This window comes from Herbaspirillum sp. alder98, from assembly GCF_020179755.1.
Classification (GTDB): Bacteria; Pseudomonadota; Gammaproteobacteria; order Burkholderiales; family Burkholderiaceae_D; genus Herbaspirillum.
In genome coordinates, this window is sequence record NZ_JAIUCY010000006.1 from 1 (window position 1) to 17,774 (window position 17,774).

Here is a 17,774-nt window from a genome sequence, read left to right on the forward strand (position 1 = left end):
CCGCCACCCTGGCTGTAGGTCGAACGCACGGTGTGGCCTGGCGCCTTCGGGGCGATCATGATCACGTCCAGGTCGGCGCGCGGCACGACTTGGCCGTAGTGCACGTTGAAGCCGTGGGCGAACGCCAATGTAGCGCCCTGCTTGGCGTACGGCGCGACGTTCTCGGCATACACCTGGCCGATGTTTTCATCCGGCAGCAGGATCATGATGACGTCGGCTTCCTTGACCGCATCGTTGACTTCAGCCACCTTCAGGCCGGCCTTCTCGGCCTTGCTCCAGGAGGCGCCGTCGCGACGCAGACCCACCGTCACCTTACAGCCCGAATCCTTCAGGTTCAGCGCGTGCGCGTGACCTTGCGAACCGTAACCGATGATGGTCACGTTCTTGTTCTTGATCAGGGACAGGTCTGCGTCTTTGTCGTAAAAAACTTTCATGATTTTTCCTTGTGTTCCGAATAACTTAATGAATAGGGTGTGTGATGTCGACTACTGGCGATCAGATCTTCAGGATCCGCTCGCCGCGCCCGATGCCGGAGCCGCCGGTGCGCACTGTTTCCAGGATGGCGGTTCGATCCATGGCATCGATGAAGGCGTCCAGCTTGCTCTTGTCACCGGTCAGCTCGATGGTGTAAGCCTTCTCGGTGACATCGATGATGTGACCGCGGAAGATGGACACGGTCCGGTACATCTCCTCGCGTTCCTTGCCCACGGCGCGCACCTTGATCAACATCAGTTCGCGCTCGATATGCGCGCCTTCCGTCAGATCGACAACCTTCACCACCTCGATCAGGCGATTCAGGTGTTTGGTGATCTGTTCGATCACATCGTCCGAACCGGATGTCACGATGGTCATGCGCGACAGGGTCGGGTCTTCGGTGGGTGCAACGGTGAGTGTTTCGATGTTGTAGCCGCGGGCGGAAAACAGACCGACCACGCGGGACAAGGCGCCAGCTTCGTTTTCGAGCAGCACGGAAATGATATGGCGCATGATTAAAGATCCTCCGAACCCAGCAACATTTCAGTCAAACCCTTACCTGCCTTGACCATCGGCCAGACGTTCTCGGTTTGATCGGTAATGAAGTTCATGAAGACCAGCCTGTCTTTCATGCCGAAGGCTTCCCTGAGGGCGCCGTCGACATCGCCCGGTTTCTCGATCTTCATGCCAACGTGGCCATACGATTCGGCCAGCTTGGTGAAGTCGGGCAACGAATCCATATAGGACTCGGAATAACGCGAACCATAATCGATCTGCTGCCACTGGCGCACCATGCCCAGGAAGCGGTTGTTGAGCAACACGATCTTGGGCGTGAGGTGATATTGCTTGCAGGTGGCGAGTTCCTGGATGCACATCTGGATCGAGGCCTCGCCGGTGATGCACGCCACGGTGGCATCGGGATTGGCCATCTGCACGCCCATGGCGTAGGGCAAACCGACACCCATGGTGCCCAGGCCGCCCGAATTGATCCAGCGGCGCGGCTTGTCGAAGCCGTAGTACTGGGCCGCCCACATCTGGTGCTGGCCAACGTCGGAGGTGATGAAGGCATCGCCCTTGGTGACTTCCCATACCTTCTGGACGACTGCCTGCGGCTTGATGAATTCATCCGAGCCCGCAAACTTGAGGCAATCACGCTCGCGCCACTGGTTGATCTGCTTCCACCAGGCGTCCAGCGCTGCCGGATTGGGACGGATCTCGGTCGTATCGAGCTGGGACAGCAGCTCCAGCAGCACGTCCTTGACGTTGCCCACGATCGGGATATCGACCTTGACCCGCTTCGAGATCGACGACGGGTCGATATCGATGTGGATGATCTTGCGTGCGTTCGACGCAAAATGCTTGGGGTTGCCGATCACGCGGTCATCGAAACGGGCGCCGATGGCGATCAGCACATCGCTGTGCTGCATGGCCATGTTGGCTTCGTAGGTGCCGTGCATGCCGGGCATGCCCACGAACTTGTCGCTCGACGAACGATAGGCGCCCAGGCCCATGAGCGTATTGGTACAGGGAAAACCCAGGCGGTCGACCAGCTTGTTGAGCTCGGGCGCGGCGTTGGCCAGGATGATGCCGCCGCCGGTATAGATCATCGGGCGCTCGGCGGTCAGCAGCAACTGCAGCGCCTTGCGGATCTGACCTGAATGGCCCTTGTCGACCGGTTTGTACGAACGCATCTCGACGCTCTTCGGATACTCGAAGGCGCAGGTATGCATCGTGATGTCTTTGGGGATATCGACCAGCACCGGACCGGGACGGCCAGTGGTGGCGATGAAGAAGGCTTTCTTGACCGTCTCGGCCAGCTCCCTGACGTCCTTGACCAGGAAGTTGTGCTTCACGCATGGACGCGTGATGCCGACCGTGTCGCACTCCTGGAAAGCATCCTGACCAATCGCCGTGGAAGGCACCTGGCCGGAGATCACCACCATCGGGATCGAGTCCATATAGGCGGTGGCCAGGCCGGTGACGGCATTGGTCACACCCGGACCGGAGGTCACGATAGCCACGCCGACCCGCTGCGAGCTGCGCGAATAGGCATCGGCGGCATGCACGGCAGCCTGCTCATGGCGAACCAGGATGTGCTGGAACTTGTCTTGCTTGAAGATTGCGTCGTAGATATACAGGACGGCGCCGCCCGGGTAGCCGAAGACGTGTTCAACACCTTCTTCAGCCAGGCAACGGACGAGAATGTCCGCACCGGTGATGTGCTCGGAACTCATTACTGCTTCCTTTCAAGGTCCATTGGAAATTGATCGGATGTTCTCTCCTGGCGGAATGGCAGTCGTCTTCGTGGGCCGGTGGCTTCCCTTTGTGTGCGGTTACGTCATTTCTGCGTCCCCAACCGTAGTGAGGATCGAAATGGCGCTCAACGCGACTCGTTCAGCCTTGGACCAAGATGGATTTCTGCGAATTCCTCGCGCTTGTGGCACGGGTTAGAACAAACAAGCTTTAATCTTAAAGCGCGTCTCTAGCGGCACGACCTTATGTGAAGCACCGGTAAAGCACATGAAACGCCCCAAAGGTGGGAGGCGGGTGTCAAACAGTAATGCGTTGCATCATTTTGGTCAAGCGAATTCCGCTGCAAAGCGCCCGCACCAGCGGCCGAGGGGATAAACACCACGACAAGGGAGGCCAATTTTGCTAGGATGCGGTCTGTTTTCCACGCTTGTTTACCCAACATTCCCAGGGTCGCGACCAGAAATCGGTCGATCATTTCATGACTCGCCCCAAGGCAACCGTATTGCATGGCCACTGACAAAGAACTCTCCGATTTTCTTGAAAATGTCGAACGCCGCGCCTTCAAGCAGGCGGTTTATGCGGTACGCAAGGACGAGGCTGCCCTGGACATTGTTCAGGATGCAATGATCAAGCTGGCCGAGAAGTACGGCGACAAGCCGGCCGACGAGTTGCCGATGCTGTTCCAGCGCATCCTGCAAAACACCATCCACGATTTCTTCCGCCGCGAAAAGGTGCGCAACACCTGGGTCAGCCTGTTCTCGAGCTTCGGCCACGGCGGCGAAGACGGACAGGATGACTTCGACGTGCTGGAAAGCCTCGAGTCGGCAGAAGGCACCGAAGCCGCAGAGTCCAGCGCCGACAAGGTCGAGCGCCAGCAAACCCTGATGCAGATCGACGCCGAGATTCAAAAGCTCCCGACACGTCAACGGGAAGCGTTCCTGATGCGTTACTGGCAAGACATGGACGTGGCAGAAACCGCTGCCGCCATGGGTTGCTCAGAAGGCAGCGTCAAGACCCATTGCTCTCGTGCAACTCATGCGCTGGCTCAAGCCCTCAGAGCCAAAGGAATCACACTATGACTACCAAGGAATTGCAATTCGCCTATAAGGTGAAGCTGGCGCTGGACGCCAATCTGGACAACCTGTCTGACGACACGTTGCAACACCTCTCGGCCGCACGCCGCGTGGCCATGGCGCGCAAGAAAAAAGCCGTTGTCGTGCGCGTACAACAACCGGTACTGGCCGGCGCACTGGGCGGCTCCATGTCGTCCGATGCACCATCGTGGCTGAGCCGGCTTGGCGTGGCGGTGCCGTTACTGGCTGGCATCATCCTGTTTGCCGGTATCTATCAGCACGAGAACGCCAAGCGCGTCACCGAACTGGCCGAGATCGACGCTGCCGTGCTGTCCGACGAACTGCCGCTGTCGGCCTATCTCGACCACGGCTTCAATGCCTTCCTGGCCGAAAAGGGCGAATAAGCGATGCGCAACACCACCGGCTCCCCTGTCAAGGCAACTCGCCGCACCCCGATCGCATTGGGGGTGGCGCTGGCCGTGCTGGCTGGCGGCCTGTGGAGCGCCTGGTCGTGTGCACAGGGCACGGCGCCGGCTGCCACGCCCGCCCTGCCTGCCGTGCAGATTCCGGCCAAGGCCGGCGGCGTTGTCAAGCAGCCGGTCAAGCGCACTGACAGCAAGCTGGCCTGGGCCAGCCTGGCGCCAAAGCAGCAAGCCGCGCTCGAACCGTTGGCCGGCGAATGGCCCAAGATGAACGAAACCCACAAAGAAAAGTGGCTGGTCATCAGCAAGAAGTTTGACCAGATGAAGCCTGAAGAGCAGCAACGCCTGCACGAGCGCATGCGCGACTGGGCCAAGCTGACGCCTGCGCAGCGTAGCGCTGCACGCACCAATTACGCCCGTGCCAAGAAGCTCGACGCCGAAGAAAAGAGCGAGCAATGGCACAAATATCAGCAACTCACTGCAGAGCAAAAGAAAAAACTGGCGCAAGCCAAGTTGCCCAAGCGAGTTGCCAAGCTGCCGACCGCGCCAAGTAGTGCAGCACCGGCCATCCAATTGCCCGCCGAGGCACTGGAGCGCCCTGTCCCAACACCGGCCATGCCGGTGATTTCGCCGGGCGCCCAGGCAGCTTCGCTGCCTGCGGCCGCACCAGCGAACCTGCCGATGTCCGGCGCCATTACCCCTGTTTCATCGCCATTGCCTGAACTGCCAGGCAATCGTCCCTGAAGCCATCGCCATTCATGAGGCGCGGCCTGGCCGTCGCCTCTTCTTGCGCTTTCATCCCGACTGATTGACGCGTCCTTGCGCCGGCGCAAACCTGCGCATATCGGCACGATAGGCAACGCGCGGCGATTGCATTACCATTTCGCGCAGCGTCGGCGCCATTGCGCCAGCCATTCACGAGAACCGGGACGATCCTTGAGCCACGACATGACCACGCCTTCGCTGCGCCGCCGGCTGAGCAGCATGCTGTATGAATCCATGCTGCTGTTCGGCGTCCTGTTCATGTCGGCCTGGCTGTTTTCGACGCTGTTGCAGCAACGGCATGCGCTTTACCTGCGCCATGCGATGGAAGCCTGGCTGTTCGTGGTGCTGGGGGTGTATTTCATCTGGTTCTGGACCCATGGCGGGCAGACGCTGGCCATGAAGACCTGGCGCTTCCGGCTGGTGGCCGCCGATGGCTCGCCGGTGAGCCGCTGGCGGGCGGGGCTGCGTTTTGTGCTGGCCTGGCTCTGGGTCTTGCCAGGCCTGGCCCTGGCCTCGAGCCTGCATGGAAAACAATGGATGCTGGTGCTGGTGCCGGCCGTCAACCTGCTGCTGTGGGCGGCCACCATCCTGCTCGATCCGCAGCGCCAGTTCCTGCACGATCGCCTGGCCGGCACCCGGCTGGTCGATGTCAAACCGGCAACCCGCGCGACCCCCGCCACGACCGCGACGGCCGAGCATTGATCCTCGGCGTGACACCGTGCGGTGCACCACCATCATCAATCGGTCAAACAGCTCTGCTATGCTCTGCGCACCGCGTGCCACCGGCATGACGGATTGACCACGACAGCATCGGACCGCGCACGCATGATTTCCCGTATTTCCCGCACCTTGCTGCTGATCCAGATCGGCTTGGCGGCGCTGTTTGCGCTCCTGTTTCGCCACTTCGACTGGCCCCTGGCAGTCGCCGCCATCAGCGGCATCGTGCTGGTATTGCTGATCCGGGCGCAGATCACCGCCAACAGCTTCTTCCTGACCTGGCCCTATCGCGGCCGCACCGCCAATCCGGTCGAACTGACCTGGTTGCAGATGGCGCGCCTGTTCGCGCGCGAATTTCGCGCCACCATGCTGTGCTCCTCGTGGGCCATGCCCTTCCTGCGGTTCGACCAGTTCACCTTTCCCGACACCACCTCACCGCCCGTGCTGCTGATCCACGGCTACGGCTGCAACAGCGGCTACTGGCGCTGGATGAGCCTGGCGCTGCGCTCGGCCCACATCACCCATTACGCGCTCGACATGGAACCGGTCTTCGGCAGCATCGACGGCTACGCACCGCTGGTCGACGCCGCCGTACGCCGGGTGCAAGCCGAAACCGGCCAGCAGCGCATCGTCATCGTCGCCCACAGCATGGGCGGCCTGGCCGCACGCGCCTACCTGCGCGACCATGGCACCACCCACGTGGCGAAATTGATCACGCTGGGCTCGCCCCACCATGGCACCTCGATCGCCAATTTCGGCATCGGCATCAACTGCGGCGAGATGAACTGGCTGGGGCGCTACGAAGAAGGTCGCAGCAGCGAATGGCTGCAAAAACTGGCCGCTACCGAAGAGGCCGACGACCTGGCCGCCATCGTGTCGATCTACTCCCATCACGACAATATCGTGTCACCGCAGAGTTCAGCGCACCTGGCCGGCGCACGCAATATCGCACTGGCCGGTGTCGGTCACGTGGCGATGGCGCTGGAGCCATCGGTGCAGCAACTGGTGATCGACGAGATCCATGCCGCGCAGCGGCAGAGCGCGCCATGAAAAATGCCGTCCCCCATGACGGGCGGACGGCATTCGATCACTAACTCGGTATGACTTACTTCTTGGCGGCGTCCTGGATCTTCTCGCCGGCCTGCTGTACTTTTTCACCCGCTTGCTGGCTCAATTCCTTGGCGCCTTCCTTGGTCTTTTCATAGGCGACCTTGGCATCGGCCTTGGCCTGGTCCAGCGCCTGACCCAGCTTGCTGCCGGTGTCCGAGGATTGTTCCTTCGCCTTGCCGGTAGCCTCTTCAAGCTGCTTGCCCGCTTCCTGCACGGCGCTGTCGATCTGCTTGCCCAGCGCCTCGGCCGGACCCGGGTCCTTTTTCTGGCAGGCATTCAGCACGACCACGGCGGTGATGGCAGCCAGCACCAGCGCCACTCGGGAAACTGCGTTGTTCATGTTCATCCTTTCGTTAGTGCCAATGCGAACCGTGGCGTCATGTCGGCGATTCATCGACTGAATCAAGCCCAAAAAGATAGCATATCAATGCGCAATCGCAGCAGCGCCAGCAAGCTAAATCTGCAAAATCCGTGGCAGCCCCATCCCGCTCCCGATGCATTGCGAGTCAAGTCTCGATATCGACCAGCATCAGCAACTCCTCTTCCGAAAAACCGGCGGCCCGCCGTGCGTCGAGGTTGAACGGCCCGCGCATCGGCGGCGCCTTGTAGCGGCGCGCCAGTTCGGCAAAGGTCGGCACCGGATCCAGCGCGCGCTGGCTGCAGAGCCAGCCGAACCAACGATTGCCGATCAGCACATGGCCGACCTCGTCGCGCAGGATGATGTCCAGGATCTGCGCCGCGGCCAGGTCGCCGGCCTGGGCCAGCTTGGCGCGTACCGGCGGCGCCGCGTCCAGGCCGCGCGCCTCCAGCGTACGGGGCACCAGCGCCATGCGCGCCAGCACATCGCCACTGGTCTTTTCACACATGTCCCACAGGCTGTTGTGCGCCGGGAAGTCGCCGTAGGCATGACCCAGCGTGACCAGATGCGCGGCCAGCAGCGAAAAATGATAAGCCTCTTCGGCCGCCACCTGCAGCCAGTCCACATAGAAGGCGCGCGGCATGTCGTCGAAGCGCCACACCGCGTCCAGGGCCAGGTTGATGGCATTGAATTCGATATGCGCCAGCGCGTGGATAAGGGCGGCGCGGCCCTCGGGCGTGCGCATCGAGCGCGACTTCACCAGCAGCGGCGACACCAGTTCGGGGCGCAGTGGCCGGCCGGGGATGCCGACTTCATCGCCAGCGGCGCGCTCAGCCAGTGTCATCTGGCCGGCATGCCAATGCGTGTGCAACGCCTTGACGGCGGCGCACTTGGCGACGGGAGATGTTTCCCTTAGGCAATCAAGGGCCGCTGCGCGCAGCTCGCTGGATGAAAGGATTTCAATTGAGGGCAAGACGTGATCCAAGGATGCTTCTTTCTAGGGACGGTAAAATACGCGGTTGACAGTAACGACCGCGTCCCCACATGAGGGACTGTGGCAGACCACCAGGAGACGATTTTATTATGGCCATCTACCAATTGGAGCAAGACATCCCCGAAATCGATCCGACCGCCTTCGTGGCCGAGTCGGCAACGGTGGTGGGCAAGGTCAACATGGAAGCGCACTCCAGCGTCTGGTTCAACGTTGCCATCCGCGGCGACAACGAACTGATCACCATCGGTGAAAACAGCAACGTGCAGGAAGGCGCGGTGCTGCACACCGACATCGGTTATCCGATGCACATCGGCAAGAACGTGACCGTCGGCCACCAGGCCATGTTGCACGGCTGCACCATTGGCGAAGGCGCCTTGATCGGCATCCAGGCGGTGGTGCTGAACGGCGCCAAGATCGGTCGCAACTGCCTGGTGGGCGCCGGCGCACTGGTGACCGAGGGCAAGGAATTCCCCGACAATTCGCTGATCATCGGCGCCCCGGCCAAGGCCGTGCGGCAACTGAGCGAAGAAGACATTGCGCGCATGCACGCCGGCACCGACAGTTATGTCGAGCGCGCACAACAGTTCAAGACCAAGCTCAAGCGCATCGCCTGAGCAGCGTGACCGGAACTGGCATTAACGAGCAAGGCGGCGCCGGCGCGTCGCCTGGAAAGAAAGTATGAAAGATACGCTGCAAAAATTCATGGTCGACAACGCTGCGGTACGGGGCGAACTGGTCGAGATTTCGGACACCTGGCAACAGGTGCAGGCCCGCCGCGACTATCCCGCTGCAGTCAAGACCCTGCTGGGCGAGATGCTGGCCGCCGCTGCCCTGTTGTCGGCCAACCTGAAGTTCAACGGCATGATCGTCATGCAGATCCATGGCGACGGCCCGGTCAAGCTGCTGGTGGTGGAATGCGATTCGGAACTGCATCTGCGCGCCACCGCCAAGGTGGTCGAAGACGCGGTCATCGCCGACGACGCCACGCTCGGCGCGCTGGTCAACGCCACCGGCAATGGCCGCTTCGTGATCACCCTCGATCCGCGCGACAAGTTGCCGGGCCAGCAAACCTACCAGGGCATCGTGCCACTGGATGGCGACAGCGTAGCCACCGTCATCGAGAACTACATGCTGCGCTCCGAACAGCTCGACACCAAGCTGTGGCTGGCGGCCGACGGCCAGGTATCGCGCGGCCTGCTGCTGCAGAAGCTGCCGACCGAAGGCGGCATCGCCGCCCCCACCGCGCAGCCCGAGGACGATGCCCAGGAAACCTGGAACCGCATGGTCATGCTGGGCAATACGCTGCGCGCCGACGAGTTGCTGTCGACCGATATCGCCACCTTGATGCGCCGCCTGTTCTGGGAAGAGACCATCCGCGTATTCGAGCCACAGAATCCGCAGTTCCGTTGCACCTGCTCGCGCGAGAAGGTCGGCAACATGCTCCGGATGCTGGGCGCCGAAGAAGTGGAAGATGCCCTGTCGCAATCCGAGACGCTGGCCGTCGACTGCGACTTCTGCGGCCAGCACTACGAGTTCGATGCTGTCGATTGCGCGCAATTGTTTGCCACCGACACCACGGTGGGTATCGAAGCGCCTGCGGCCAGGCACTGATGGCATTGGGCTAACTAAAGACCTAAGAAAAACGGACCGATCGCAGCCATGCGACGGTCCGTTTTTCGTTGGACGGCGGCCGCTGAAGAGCGCGCCCCCGCCCTGATCAGGTGATCAGGCCTGGTCCGGCACCAGCAACGCCAGTTGCGCCGCATCGAGGTAGGTCCACTGCCCCGACGCCAGTCCCAATGCCTCCAGTTGCAGGCCGCCGATGGCGACCCGGCTCAAGGCGCTGCAATGATTGCCGGCGGCGGCCAGCATGCGCTTGACCTGGTGATACTTGCCCTGCTCCAGCACGATCTCGATCTGGAACTCGCCGACCTGGCGGCAACGCACGGCGGCCAGCGGCGCCGGCTCGTCGTGCAACTGCACCCCACCCAGCAATTGCGCCACCAGCGCCTGGCTGACCGGCTCGGCAGTGGTGGCCAGGTAGACCTTGGGGACGTGCCGCTTGGGCGACGATTGGGCGTGGATGAAAGCGCCATCGTCCGACATCAGCAACAGGCCCGTGGTGTCGTGGTCGAGCCGGCCCACCGGTTGCACATCGCGCCACGAAAATTGCTCGGGCAGGATGCTCAATACGCCCGGATGGTGGCTGGGCTTGCGCGAGCACTCGATGTCGCTCGGCTTGTTGACGGCGATATAGACGTGTTCGCGATAGCGCCACTCTTCCTCGAACAGGGTCAGGGTCAGGTCGTCGGGGTCGGGCATGGCGCGGTAATCGGTGACGACTTCGCCATTGACGGCGACTTCACCATCCTCGATCAGTTCGCGGCAGTATTTGCGGGAGCCGAAACCCTGCGATTGCAGGATCCGGTCCAGGGTCAGCTTAGCCATGCTGTCACTCTCCTTCTGATGATTGATCGCGTGGCGCCGGGCGGGCGCCGCCGGCCTTGGGCGCCAGGATCTGGCGCGCCAGGCCACGCAGGATATTGACCTCTTCGGTCTCCAGCTGGGCGCGCGCAAACAGGCGCTTCAGGCGCGGCATGAGTTTGCGGGGATTATCGGGATCGAGAAAATCGATCGACACCAGGGCCTGCTCCAGATGGGCGAACATGCCCTCGATCTCGGTCACGCTGGCACTGCTGCCCTGAAAGCCGACGTCGCCCGGCGCCCGTGCATCGCCACTGGTCTGCATCGGCCCGCCGCGGGTCTCGAGTTCGGTCATGCGGCATTCGTAGGCCAGCACCTGGACGGCCTGCGCCAGGTTGAGCGACGAATAATCGGGATTGGCGGGGATGTTGATCAGCGCCTGGCACTTCTGCACCACCTCGTTGGGCAGGCCGAAGCGCTCGTTGCCGAAGACCAACGCTGCATTCAGGGTGACATCGCCGCTCAGTTGCGCCGCCAACACGCGCGGCGACACCACCGGGGGCGAGAATTCGCGCAGGCGCGCGCTGACGGCGGCGGCGTAGTTGCAATCTTGCAACGCCTCCTCGACCGTCTCGACCACCCGGGCCGACTCCAGCACGTCGAGCGCGCCGCTGGCGAACGCCACCGCCTGCTCGGCGTGGATGGCGTCGGCAAAGCGCGGGCTGACCAACACCAGCTCCGAAAAACCCATGGTCTTGATCGCGCGGGCAGCCGCGCCGATATTGCCCGGACTGCTGGTATTGACCAACACAAAGCGCAATCGCGAAAAAAGAGAATAGTCGGTTTGTTGCTTGTTCATTTAAAATAACGGATTCGCGCCAGGAAGGAATTGCTGTCGATATGACAACAAGGATGTGGTTCATGAACCGCACCGCCTTTTCGGCAAGCCCGCAAGCATACAGCCACGGGCGGCGCATCGCTCATTAATTTCACTGTCGTTTCACTGTCATGCCGGCTTGCGCGCGGCACGGGGACGACGGCGTCCATCGAACGCGGTCATCGCAATTTTAACGGAACCACCCGAATGCTCATCCCACCCATGCTCAATACGGCGATCAAGGCAGCACGCCGCGCCGCTACCATCATCAACCGGGCGTCATTCGACGTGTCCCTGCTGACAGTGTCAAAGAAGGCCCACAACGACTTCGTCACCGAAGTCGACAAGGCGGCCGAAGAAGCCATCATCGATGTCCTCAAGACCGCCTATCCGGACCACGCCATCCTGGCCGAAGAGTCCGGCGCTTCCGACAACCTGCACGACGAAAATCCCAACGTCTGGATCATCGATCCGCTCGACGGCACCACCAACTTCATCCACGGCTTCCCGCAGTACTGCGTATCGATCGCGTTGCAGCAGCGCGGCATCATCACCCAGGCGGTGGTGTACGACCCGACGCGCAACGACCTGTTCACGGCGTCCAAGGGCGCCGGCGCCTATCTGAACGAAAAGCGCATCCGCGTCGGTAAGCGCGACAAGATCGCTGATGCCCTGCTGGGCACCGGCTTCCCGTTCCGCGACCTCGACGGCCTGGACGAATACGTCAAGATGTTCAAGGTCATGACCGAGCACAGCGCCGGCCTGCGCCGCCCTGGCGCGGCTGCGCTGGACCTGGCCTACGTCGCCGCCGGCCGCCTGGATGGTTTCTTCGAGAAGGGCCTCAAGCCATGGGACATCGCCGCCGGCTCGCTGCTGGTGACCGAGGCCGGTGGCCTGGTGGGCACCTTCAAGGGCGACTCCGACTACCTGTACAAGGGTGACGTGATCGCCGGCAGCCCGAAGATCTTCTCGCAATCGGTCAATCTGCTGTCCGAATTTGCCTGATTCTTGCTGGAGTGTCGCTCCTCGGCGCTGCCGACAAGCCGTTGCGGTATAGTGTGCAACCGCCGGCCAAGACCGAGGAGACGACATGCCCAGCCAGCCCACCGCCCCGGCGGACGCCAGTTCCGCGATTGCCCCCGACTCCTGCATCCTGCCGCCGGGCTATCACAGCGTTACTCCCTACCTCATCGTCAATAGCGCCGCGGATGCCATCGCGTTCTATCGGCACGCCTTCGGCGCGACCGAGATCATGCGGCTCGACGGCCCCCACGGCAAGACCTGGCATGCCGAGATACAGCTCGGCAATACCCGCGTGATGCTGGCCGATGAGCACCCAGAGCTCGGTTTCTTCAGTCCCCAGACGCTGGGCGGCGCCGGTGTCAGCCTGCTGGTCTACGTGGCCGACGTCGACGCCATCTTCGCCCAGGCGCTGGCGGCCGGCGCGACCCGGCTGCGCGCGGTGCAAGACCAGTTCTACGGCGACCGCTCCGGCATGTTGCGCGATCCGTTCGGTCATGTGTGGTCGATCGCCACCCATATCGAAGACCTCTCCACCGAAGAAATCTGCGCCCGCTCCAGGGCATTGCTGAGCAAGCGCTGCAAGAGCGCCATCAATAACTGACTTCACTCGACCATGCCATTTGCCCACAGCGACGCCGGCCGCATCCACTATCAGGTAGAGGGCGACGGCCCGCCGCTGTTGCTGCACCATGGCTTCACCAGCAGCCTCGAGGCCTGGCGCTTCTTCGGCTTTACCGAGGCGCTGCGGCCCCATTACCGGGTCATCATGTTCGATGCGCTGGGCCACGGCCAGAGCGACAAGCCGCACCAGACCGAGGCCTACAGCCAGTTGCAGCGCTGCCGCGATGCGCTGGCGGTGCTGGACGCGCTGGACATCGAACGGGCCCATTTCTTCGGCTATTCGCTGGGCGGCTGGGTCGGCTACGGCCTGGTACGCCATGCGCCTGCGCGCTTGTCGAGCCTGGTGCTGGGCGCGGCCCATCCCTATGCCGATACCAGCTGGAACGGTTTTCACGGTATCGACGGGCGTGACCCGGAAGCCTTCATCGCCACCTTCGAGACCCTGCTTGACGAGCGCATCTCGCCGCAGGTGAAGATGCTCATCCGTGGCAACGACCTGGTGGCGCTGGCCGTCGCCGCACAACAGCCCCGCCCCTCGCAGGAAGACCTGCTGGCCCATATGGACCTGCCCTGCCTGATGTTCTGCGGCGACGCCGACGCCCGCCATGACGCCGTGCGCCGTACCGCCGCGCTGCTGCCCCGGGGCCAATTCGTCAGCCTGCCGGGGGTGACCCATTTCGGCGGCCTGATGCAGAGCCAGCTGGTGTTGCCGCCGGTGCTGCAATTCCTGGCGCAACAGGCCTGAAAATATTTCTCGTGTGACAGGGGGACGCGCTGTTATACTTCGGCCAGCGCGGCATAGCTCCAGTCCTGCCAGTCGCTCTCTCCAAGTTTCAACCCCGTCTGCCTGAGACTGGCGCCCTTCGCGGCGACAGGCCGAACCCACTTTGCGAATCTAATGTCATTTTCTGCGCTCGGCTTGTCCGACGAAATCGTTCGTGCAGTTTCCGAACAAGGCTACACCTCCCCAACTCCAATCCAGGCCCAGGCTGTCCCCGCCGTGCTTTCAGGCGGCGACCTGATGGCTGGCGCCCAGACCGGCACCGGCAAGACGGCAGGTTTCACCCTGCCGCTGCTGCAGCGCCTGTCGGCCGTGCAACGTGCCAAGATCAACGGCCAGATTCCGATCCGTGCGCTGATCCTGGCGCCGACCCGCGAACTGGCTGCCCAGGTCGAAGAAAGCGTGCGCCTGTATGGCAAGTACCTGGACCTGACCTCGGCCTGCATCTTCGGCGGCGTCGGCATCAATCCGCAGATCGCGCTGCTCAAGCGTGGCGTCGATATCCTGGTGGCGACACCGGGCCGTCTGCTGGACCACATGCAACAAGGCACGGTCAACCTGCAGCACGTGCAGATCCTGGTGCTGGACGAAGCCGACCGCATGCTCGACATGGGCTTCATCCGCGACATCCGCAAGGTGCTGGCAGTATTGCCGCCCAAGCGCCAGAACCTGCTGTTCTCGGCCACCTTCGCCGATGAGATCAAGAAGCTGGCCGACAGCCTGCTGACCAACCCGGCCCTGATCGAAGTGGCGCGCCGCAATTCGACGGTCGAAGTGATCGGCCAGAAGATCCACCCGGTCGACCGCGACAAGAAACATCCGATGCTGGCGCACCTGATCCAGACCCATGGCTGGAAGCAGGTGCTGGTGTTTACCCGCACCAAGCACGGCGCCAACAAGCTGGTCGAACAACTGGCGCGTGACAACATCACCGCCATGGCGATCCACGGCAACAAGAGCCAGTCGGCGCGCACCAAGGCGCTGGCCGAATTCAAGGACGGCAAGCTGACCGCACTGATCGCCACCGACATCGCCGCGCGCGGTATCGATATCGACCAGTTGCCGCACGTGGTCAACTATGACCTGCCCAACGTCCCCGAAGATTATGTCCACCGCATTGGCCGTACCGGCCGTGCCGGCGCCACCGGCGAAGCCGTGTCGCTGGTCTGCGTGGACGAACGCGACCTGCTGCATGATATCGAGCGCTTCATCAAGCGCGAGATCCCGGTCGAGGTGATCGCCGGTTTCGAACCCGACCCAACTGCCAAGCCGCAGCCGATCCAGCTGCGCAGCGGCGGCGGTGGCGGTCGTGGCCAGGGTGGCGGACGTGGCGGCCAGCGCAGTGCGCCACGCGCCGGCGGCGGTGCAGCCAAGCCAGCCCAGGGTGGTCGCGGCAATGGCGGCAACAACGGTGGCGGTGGCGGCAATCGCAACTCCACCGGCGGCCAGCCAGCCGCCAAGCCACGCGCACCGGGCAATGGCCCGGCTGCTGCCGGCAACCCGCAACGCAAGCCGGCGCCGCGTCCCAAAGGGGCGTCGCACGGTGGCGGCAATGCCGGCGGCGGTAGTCAACGTGCCGGCGGCGGCCAGCGTCAAGGTGGCGGCAAGCCGTCGGCGCTGACCCATGGCGGCTCGCGCGGCAAGTAAGTCAACATGATGGTCGACATCGTCAAGGCCGATCTCGCCGATCCGGTGCACGCCCGTGCACTGGTCGATGTGCTCGACGTCTATGCCTGCGACATCATGGGCGGTGGCACGCCATTGTCGGCATTCACCCGCGCCAACCTTGCCGCCGAACTGGGCAAGCGCGCGGGGGTGCATGTGTTCCTGGCGTTCGATGGGCAGCAAGCGGTCGGGCTGGCCAATTGCATCGAAGGATTTTCATCCTTCGCCTGCAAGCCCCTGCTCAATATCCATGACCTGGCGGTGACGCCGGCGGCGCGCGGCCAGTGCATCGGCCGTCGACTGATCGAACGGGTGGTGCAAGAAGCCCGTGCGCTCGGTTGCTGCAAGGTGACGCTGGAAGTACTGGAAGGCAATGCCGTGGCGCAGTCGCTGTATCGCGCCACCGGTTTCGCCGGCTACGAACTCAAGGCCGAGAGCGGGCGAGCGATGTTCATGCAGAAAGTGCTGGACTGAGCAGGCTGCCACATCTGCAATCGGCAGCGCCCTATACAGAAAAGCCGCTGGGTCCTGACGTTCGTCAGGACGACGGCGGTAGACGGCTAGACAATCTTGCCATCAGCAGCGATACCCGCTGCCCTCCTCCTGAATCAACCGTAACGCCGACTGCCACGCCAGGTCGATGATGCCGCTGGCATTGTCGTTATCGAATTGCGCCGCCGTGCGCAATCGCACCGCTTCCGGCGGCAGATTCAACGGCTGGCCACCAGCCAGCGCCGCCACTTGCGCCTGACAGGCGCGCTCCAGAAAATAGATCTCATGAAACGCTTCGGCAGCGGTAGCGCCCGCGGCCAGCAAGCCGTGATTGCGCAGGATCAATGCCTTGTGCCCGCCCAACGCCGCCACCAGCCGCTCGCGCTCGGCCAGGTCGAGCGCGATGCCTTCGTAGTCGTGATAACCCAGCTTGCCGTAGAACTTCAATGCATGCTGGCTGATCGGCAGCAACCCGGCCTGTTGCGCCGCGACCGCGATGCCGGCGCTGGTATGGGTGTGGATCACGAAGTGCAGGTCGGGCCGCGCCTGGTGTACCGCCGAATGAATCGTGAAGCCGGCCTTGTTGACCCGTTGCCCGGCGGTCGCATCGCGCCCCACCTGCAACGCGCGCCCCTCCTCATCGACCTTGACCAGGTCGCTGGCGCGCATCTCGTGAAACAGCACGCCGTAGCGGTTGATCAGGAACTGGCCTGACTGGCCCGGCAGACGCGCCGAGATGTGCGTGTCGATCAGGTCGGTCATCCGGAAGTGCGCCGCCAGCCGGTACAGCGCGGCCAGCTCGCAGCGGGTGTGCCACTCGGCGCTGTCAGCGCCTTCCAGCCCCAGCGCGCGGGCGCTGGCGTGTTCGTCATCGCGCGCTGGCATGGCTTACTTGCCCTGATTCAGCGCGGCCGGCATGGCACTGCCCTGCAACTTGTACTTGGCCAGCAATTTATCGTAGGTGCCATTGGCTTGCAGCCGCTTCAAGGCGCCCAGCACCGCATCGCGCAGCGCCGGCTCGCTCTTCGACACGGGAATGCCGGTCTCCTGCGCAAACAACGGCTGGCCCAGCAGGACGTAGGTGTTGGCTTCCATGCTCAGGAAGTACGGCAGCGTTTCGCTGCCCTGCACGGCGACGTCGATGCGACCGGTCTTGAGTTGGGTGCGCGCATCCACCGAACCCTCGGTGCCGATCACGGTGATGGCCGCACGGCCCTTGGCCACGCAGTTGTCGTTGCTCCAGCCGGCGATCTGGCCGGGCCAGTTGGTGTTGCGGCTGGCGCCGACCTTGGTGCCGCAGACATCGGCAATGCTCTTGATGCGGGCGGCATTGGCTTGCAGGGTGAAGAACTGGGGACCGGTCTTCATGTAGTCGATGAAATCGGCCACCTTCTGTCGTTCGGCCGTGTCGCTGATGGCGACCATGGCGATGTCGGCGCGACCGGTGGCCAGCGAGCTGAAGACCTGCGCGAAGGCGGTCTCCTGGTACTCGGCCTTGACCCCGAGCTCCTTGGCGATGGCCGCGCCCAACTCGATGTCGAGCCCGATCAACTCGCCGCTGGCCGGATCCTTGTAGGCGATCGGCGGATAGTTGGCCTGCGAGGCGATCACCAGCTTGCCGGCCTTCTTGATGCGCTCGGGCAGATCGGCGGCAACGGCCTGGAAGGAGGTGGCGAGCATGGCGCCGGCGACCAGGCCGAGCAGCGTCTTGTTCTTCAGTTTCAC

At 63.0% G+C, this 17,774-nt stretch carries 21 protein-coding genes; 12 read left to right on the forward strand and 9 right to left on the reverse strand.

Going from position 1 to position 17,774, the window contains the following annotated elements:
• The 3 genes from LBW87_RS14875 to LBW87_RS14885 form a co-directional block, all read right to left on the reverse strand.
• On the reverse strand, positions 1–434 hold a 434-nt coding region (locus tag LBW87_RS14875; RefSeq protein ID WP_225202280.1), incomplete at its 3' end, for an NAD(P)-binding domain-containing protein.
• A 61-nt stretch (positions 435–495) separates the two neighbouring features.
• Positions 496–987 (reverse strand): acetolactate synthase small subunit, encoded by a 492-nt coding sequence (ilvN, locus tag LBW87_RS14880; protein WP_008113890.1) that lies wholly within the window; start codon positions 985–987, stop codon positions 496–498.
• 2 nt (positions 988–989) lie between these two features.
• A complete protein-coding gene (locus tag LBW87_RS14885) occupies positions 990–2,708 on the reverse strand; it encodes an acetolactate synthase 3 catalytic subunit (RefSeq protein ID WP_225202281.1) in 1,719 nt (572 codons plus the stop codon).
• A gap of 525 nt (positions 2,709–3,233) precedes the next feature.
• On the opposite strand from LBW87_RS14885, the gene LBW87_RS14890 reads away from it, so the two are divergent.
• From LBW87_RS14890 to LBW87_RS14910, 5 genes are all read left to right on the forward strand, one after another.
• Positions 3,234–3,806, forward strand: a complete 573-nt coding sequence (locus LBW87_RS14890) for an RNA polymerase sigma factor (protein ID WP_225202282.1) — start codon at positions 3,234–3,236, stop codon at positions 3,804–3,806.
• The gene (locus LBW87_RS14895) at positions 3,803–4,204 is read left to right on the forward strand and encodes a DUF3619 family protein (protein WP_225202283.1); all 402 of its coding nucleotides are present in this window, start codon (positions 3,803–3,805) and stop codon (positions 4,202–4,204) included. The genes LBW87_RS14890 and LBW87_RS14895 overlap by 4 nt, the downstream gene beginning before the upstream one ends.
• 3 nt (positions 4,205–4,207) lie before the next feature.
• On the forward strand, positions 4,208–4,966 hold the full coding sequence (locus LBW87_RS14900) for a DUF3106 domain-containing protein (protein ID WP_225202284.1): 759 nt from the start codon (positions 4,208–4,210) through the stop codon (positions 4,964–4,966).
• 204 nt (positions 4,967–5,170) lie between these two features.
• Entirely contained in the window at positions 5,171–5,689 is a 519-nt protein-coding gene (locus tag LBW87_RS14905; RefSeq protein WP_225202534.1) for an RDD family protein, read from the forward strand.
• Positions 5,690–5,812: 123 nt separating this feature from the next.
• Positions 5,813–6,754: an alpha/beta fold hydrolase gene (locus tag LBW87_RS14910; RefSeq protein WP_225202285.1), complete on the forward strand. Its 942-nt coding sequence runs from the start codon at positions 5,813–5,815 to the stop codon at positions 6,752–6,754.
• 55 nt (positions 6,755–6,809) lie between these two features.
• Here the strand turns inward: LBW87_RS14910 and LBW87_RS14915 are convergent, their stop codons facing one another.
• Both LBW87_RS14915 and LBW87_RS14920 read right to left on the reverse strand, forming a co-directional pair.
• Positions 6,810–7,154, reverse strand: coding sequence for a hypothetical protein (locus LBW87_RS14915; RefSeq protein ID WP_225202286.1), 345 nt, complete (start codon positions 7,152–7,154; stop codon positions 6,810–6,812).
• Positions 7,155–7,320: 166 nt separating this feature from the next.
• A complete protein-coding gene (locus LBW87_RS14920; RefSeq protein ID WP_413927650.1) occupies positions 7,321–8,145 on the reverse strand; it encodes a ferritin-like domain-containing protein in 825 nt (274 codons plus the stop codon).
• 110 nt (positions 8,146–8,255) lie between these two features.
• On the opposite strand from LBW87_RS14920, the gene LBW87_RS14925 reads away from it, so the two are divergent.
• Together LBW87_RS14925 and hslO are read left to right on the forward strand one after the other, a co-directional pair.
• Positions 8,256–8,780, forward strand: a complete 525-nt coding sequence (locus LBW87_RS14925; RefSeq protein WP_225202288.1) for a gamma carbonic anhydrase family protein — start codon at positions 8,256–8,258, stop codon at positions 8,778–8,780.
• A gap of 64 nt (positions 8,781–8,844) precedes the next feature.
• Positions 8,845–9,777, forward strand: a complete 933-nt coding sequence (hslO, locus tag LBW87_RS14930; RefSeq protein WP_225202289.1) for an Hsp33 family molecular chaperone HslO — start codon at positions 8,845–8,847, stop codon at positions 9,775–9,777.
• Positions 9,778–9,891: 114 nt separating this feature from the next.
• Here the strand turns inward: hslO and LBW87_RS14935 are convergent, their stop codons facing one another.
• On the reverse strand, positions 9,892–10,614 hold the full coding sequence (locus tag LBW87_RS14935) for a pseudouridine synthase (protein ID WP_225202290.1): 723 nt from the start codon (positions 10,612–10,614) through the stop codon (positions 9,892–9,894).
• Between the two features lie 4 nt (positions 10,615–10,618).
• The gene (locus LBW87_RS14940; protein WP_225202291.1) at positions 10,619–11,449 is read right to left on the reverse strand and encodes an RNA methyltransferase; all 831 of its coding nucleotides are present in this window, start codon (positions 11,447–11,449) and stop codon (positions 10,619–10,621) included.
• Between the two features lie 225 nt (positions 11,450–11,674).
• Between LBW87_RS14940 and LBW87_RS14945 the strand changes: the two genes are divergently transcribed.
• From LBW87_RS14945 to LBW87_RS14965, 5 genes are all read left to right on the forward strand, one after another.
• Complete coding sequence (locus LBW87_RS14945; protein WP_265112970.1) at positions 11,675–12,472, forward strand: inositol monophosphatase family protein; 798 nt, start codon at positions 11,675–11,677, stop codon at positions 12,470–12,472.
• Positions 12,473–12,557: 85 nt separating this feature from the next.
• On the forward strand, positions 12,558–13,091 hold the full coding sequence (locus LBW87_RS14950) for a VOC family protein (protein WP_225202292.1): 534 nt from the start codon (positions 12,558–12,560) through the stop codon (positions 13,089–13,091).
• Between the two features lie 12 nt (positions 13,092–13,103).
• Positions 13,104–13,856 carry an alpha/beta fold hydrolase gene (locus LBW87_RS14955; RefSeq protein WP_225202293.1) on the forward strand — a complete coding sequence of 251 codons (753 nt, stop codon included), beginning with the start codon at positions 13,104–13,106 and terminating at the stop codon, positions 13,854–13,856.
• A gap of 153 nt (positions 13,857–14,009) precedes the next feature.
• Positions 14,010–15,539 (forward strand): DEAD/DEAH box helicase, encoded by a 1,530-nt coding sequence (locus LBW87_RS14960; RefSeq protein WP_225202294.1) that lies wholly within the window; start codon positions 14,010–14,012, stop codon positions 15,537–15,539.
• Between the two features lie 9 nt (positions 15,540–15,548).
• A complete protein-coding gene (locus tag LBW87_RS14965; RefSeq protein ID WP_225202536.1) occupies positions 15,549–16,031 on the forward strand; it encodes a GNAT family N-acetyltransferase in 483 nt (160 codons plus the stop codon).
• Between the two features lie 102 nt (positions 16,032–16,133).
• Here the strand turns inward: LBW87_RS14965 and LBW87_RS14970 are convergent, their stop codons facing one another.
• Positions 16,134–16,934 carry a class II aldolase/adducin family protein gene (locus tag LBW87_RS14970; RefSeq protein ID WP_225202295.1) on the reverse strand — a complete coding sequence of 267 codons (801 nt, stop codon included), beginning with the start codon at positions 16,932–16,934 and terminating at the stop codon, positions 16,134–16,136.
• Positions 16,935–16,937: 3 nt separating this feature from the next.
• Entirely contained in the window at positions 16,938–17,774 is an 837-nt protein-coding gene (locus tag LBW87_RS14975) for an ABC transporter substrate-binding protein (RefSeq protein ID WP_225202296.1), read from the reverse strand.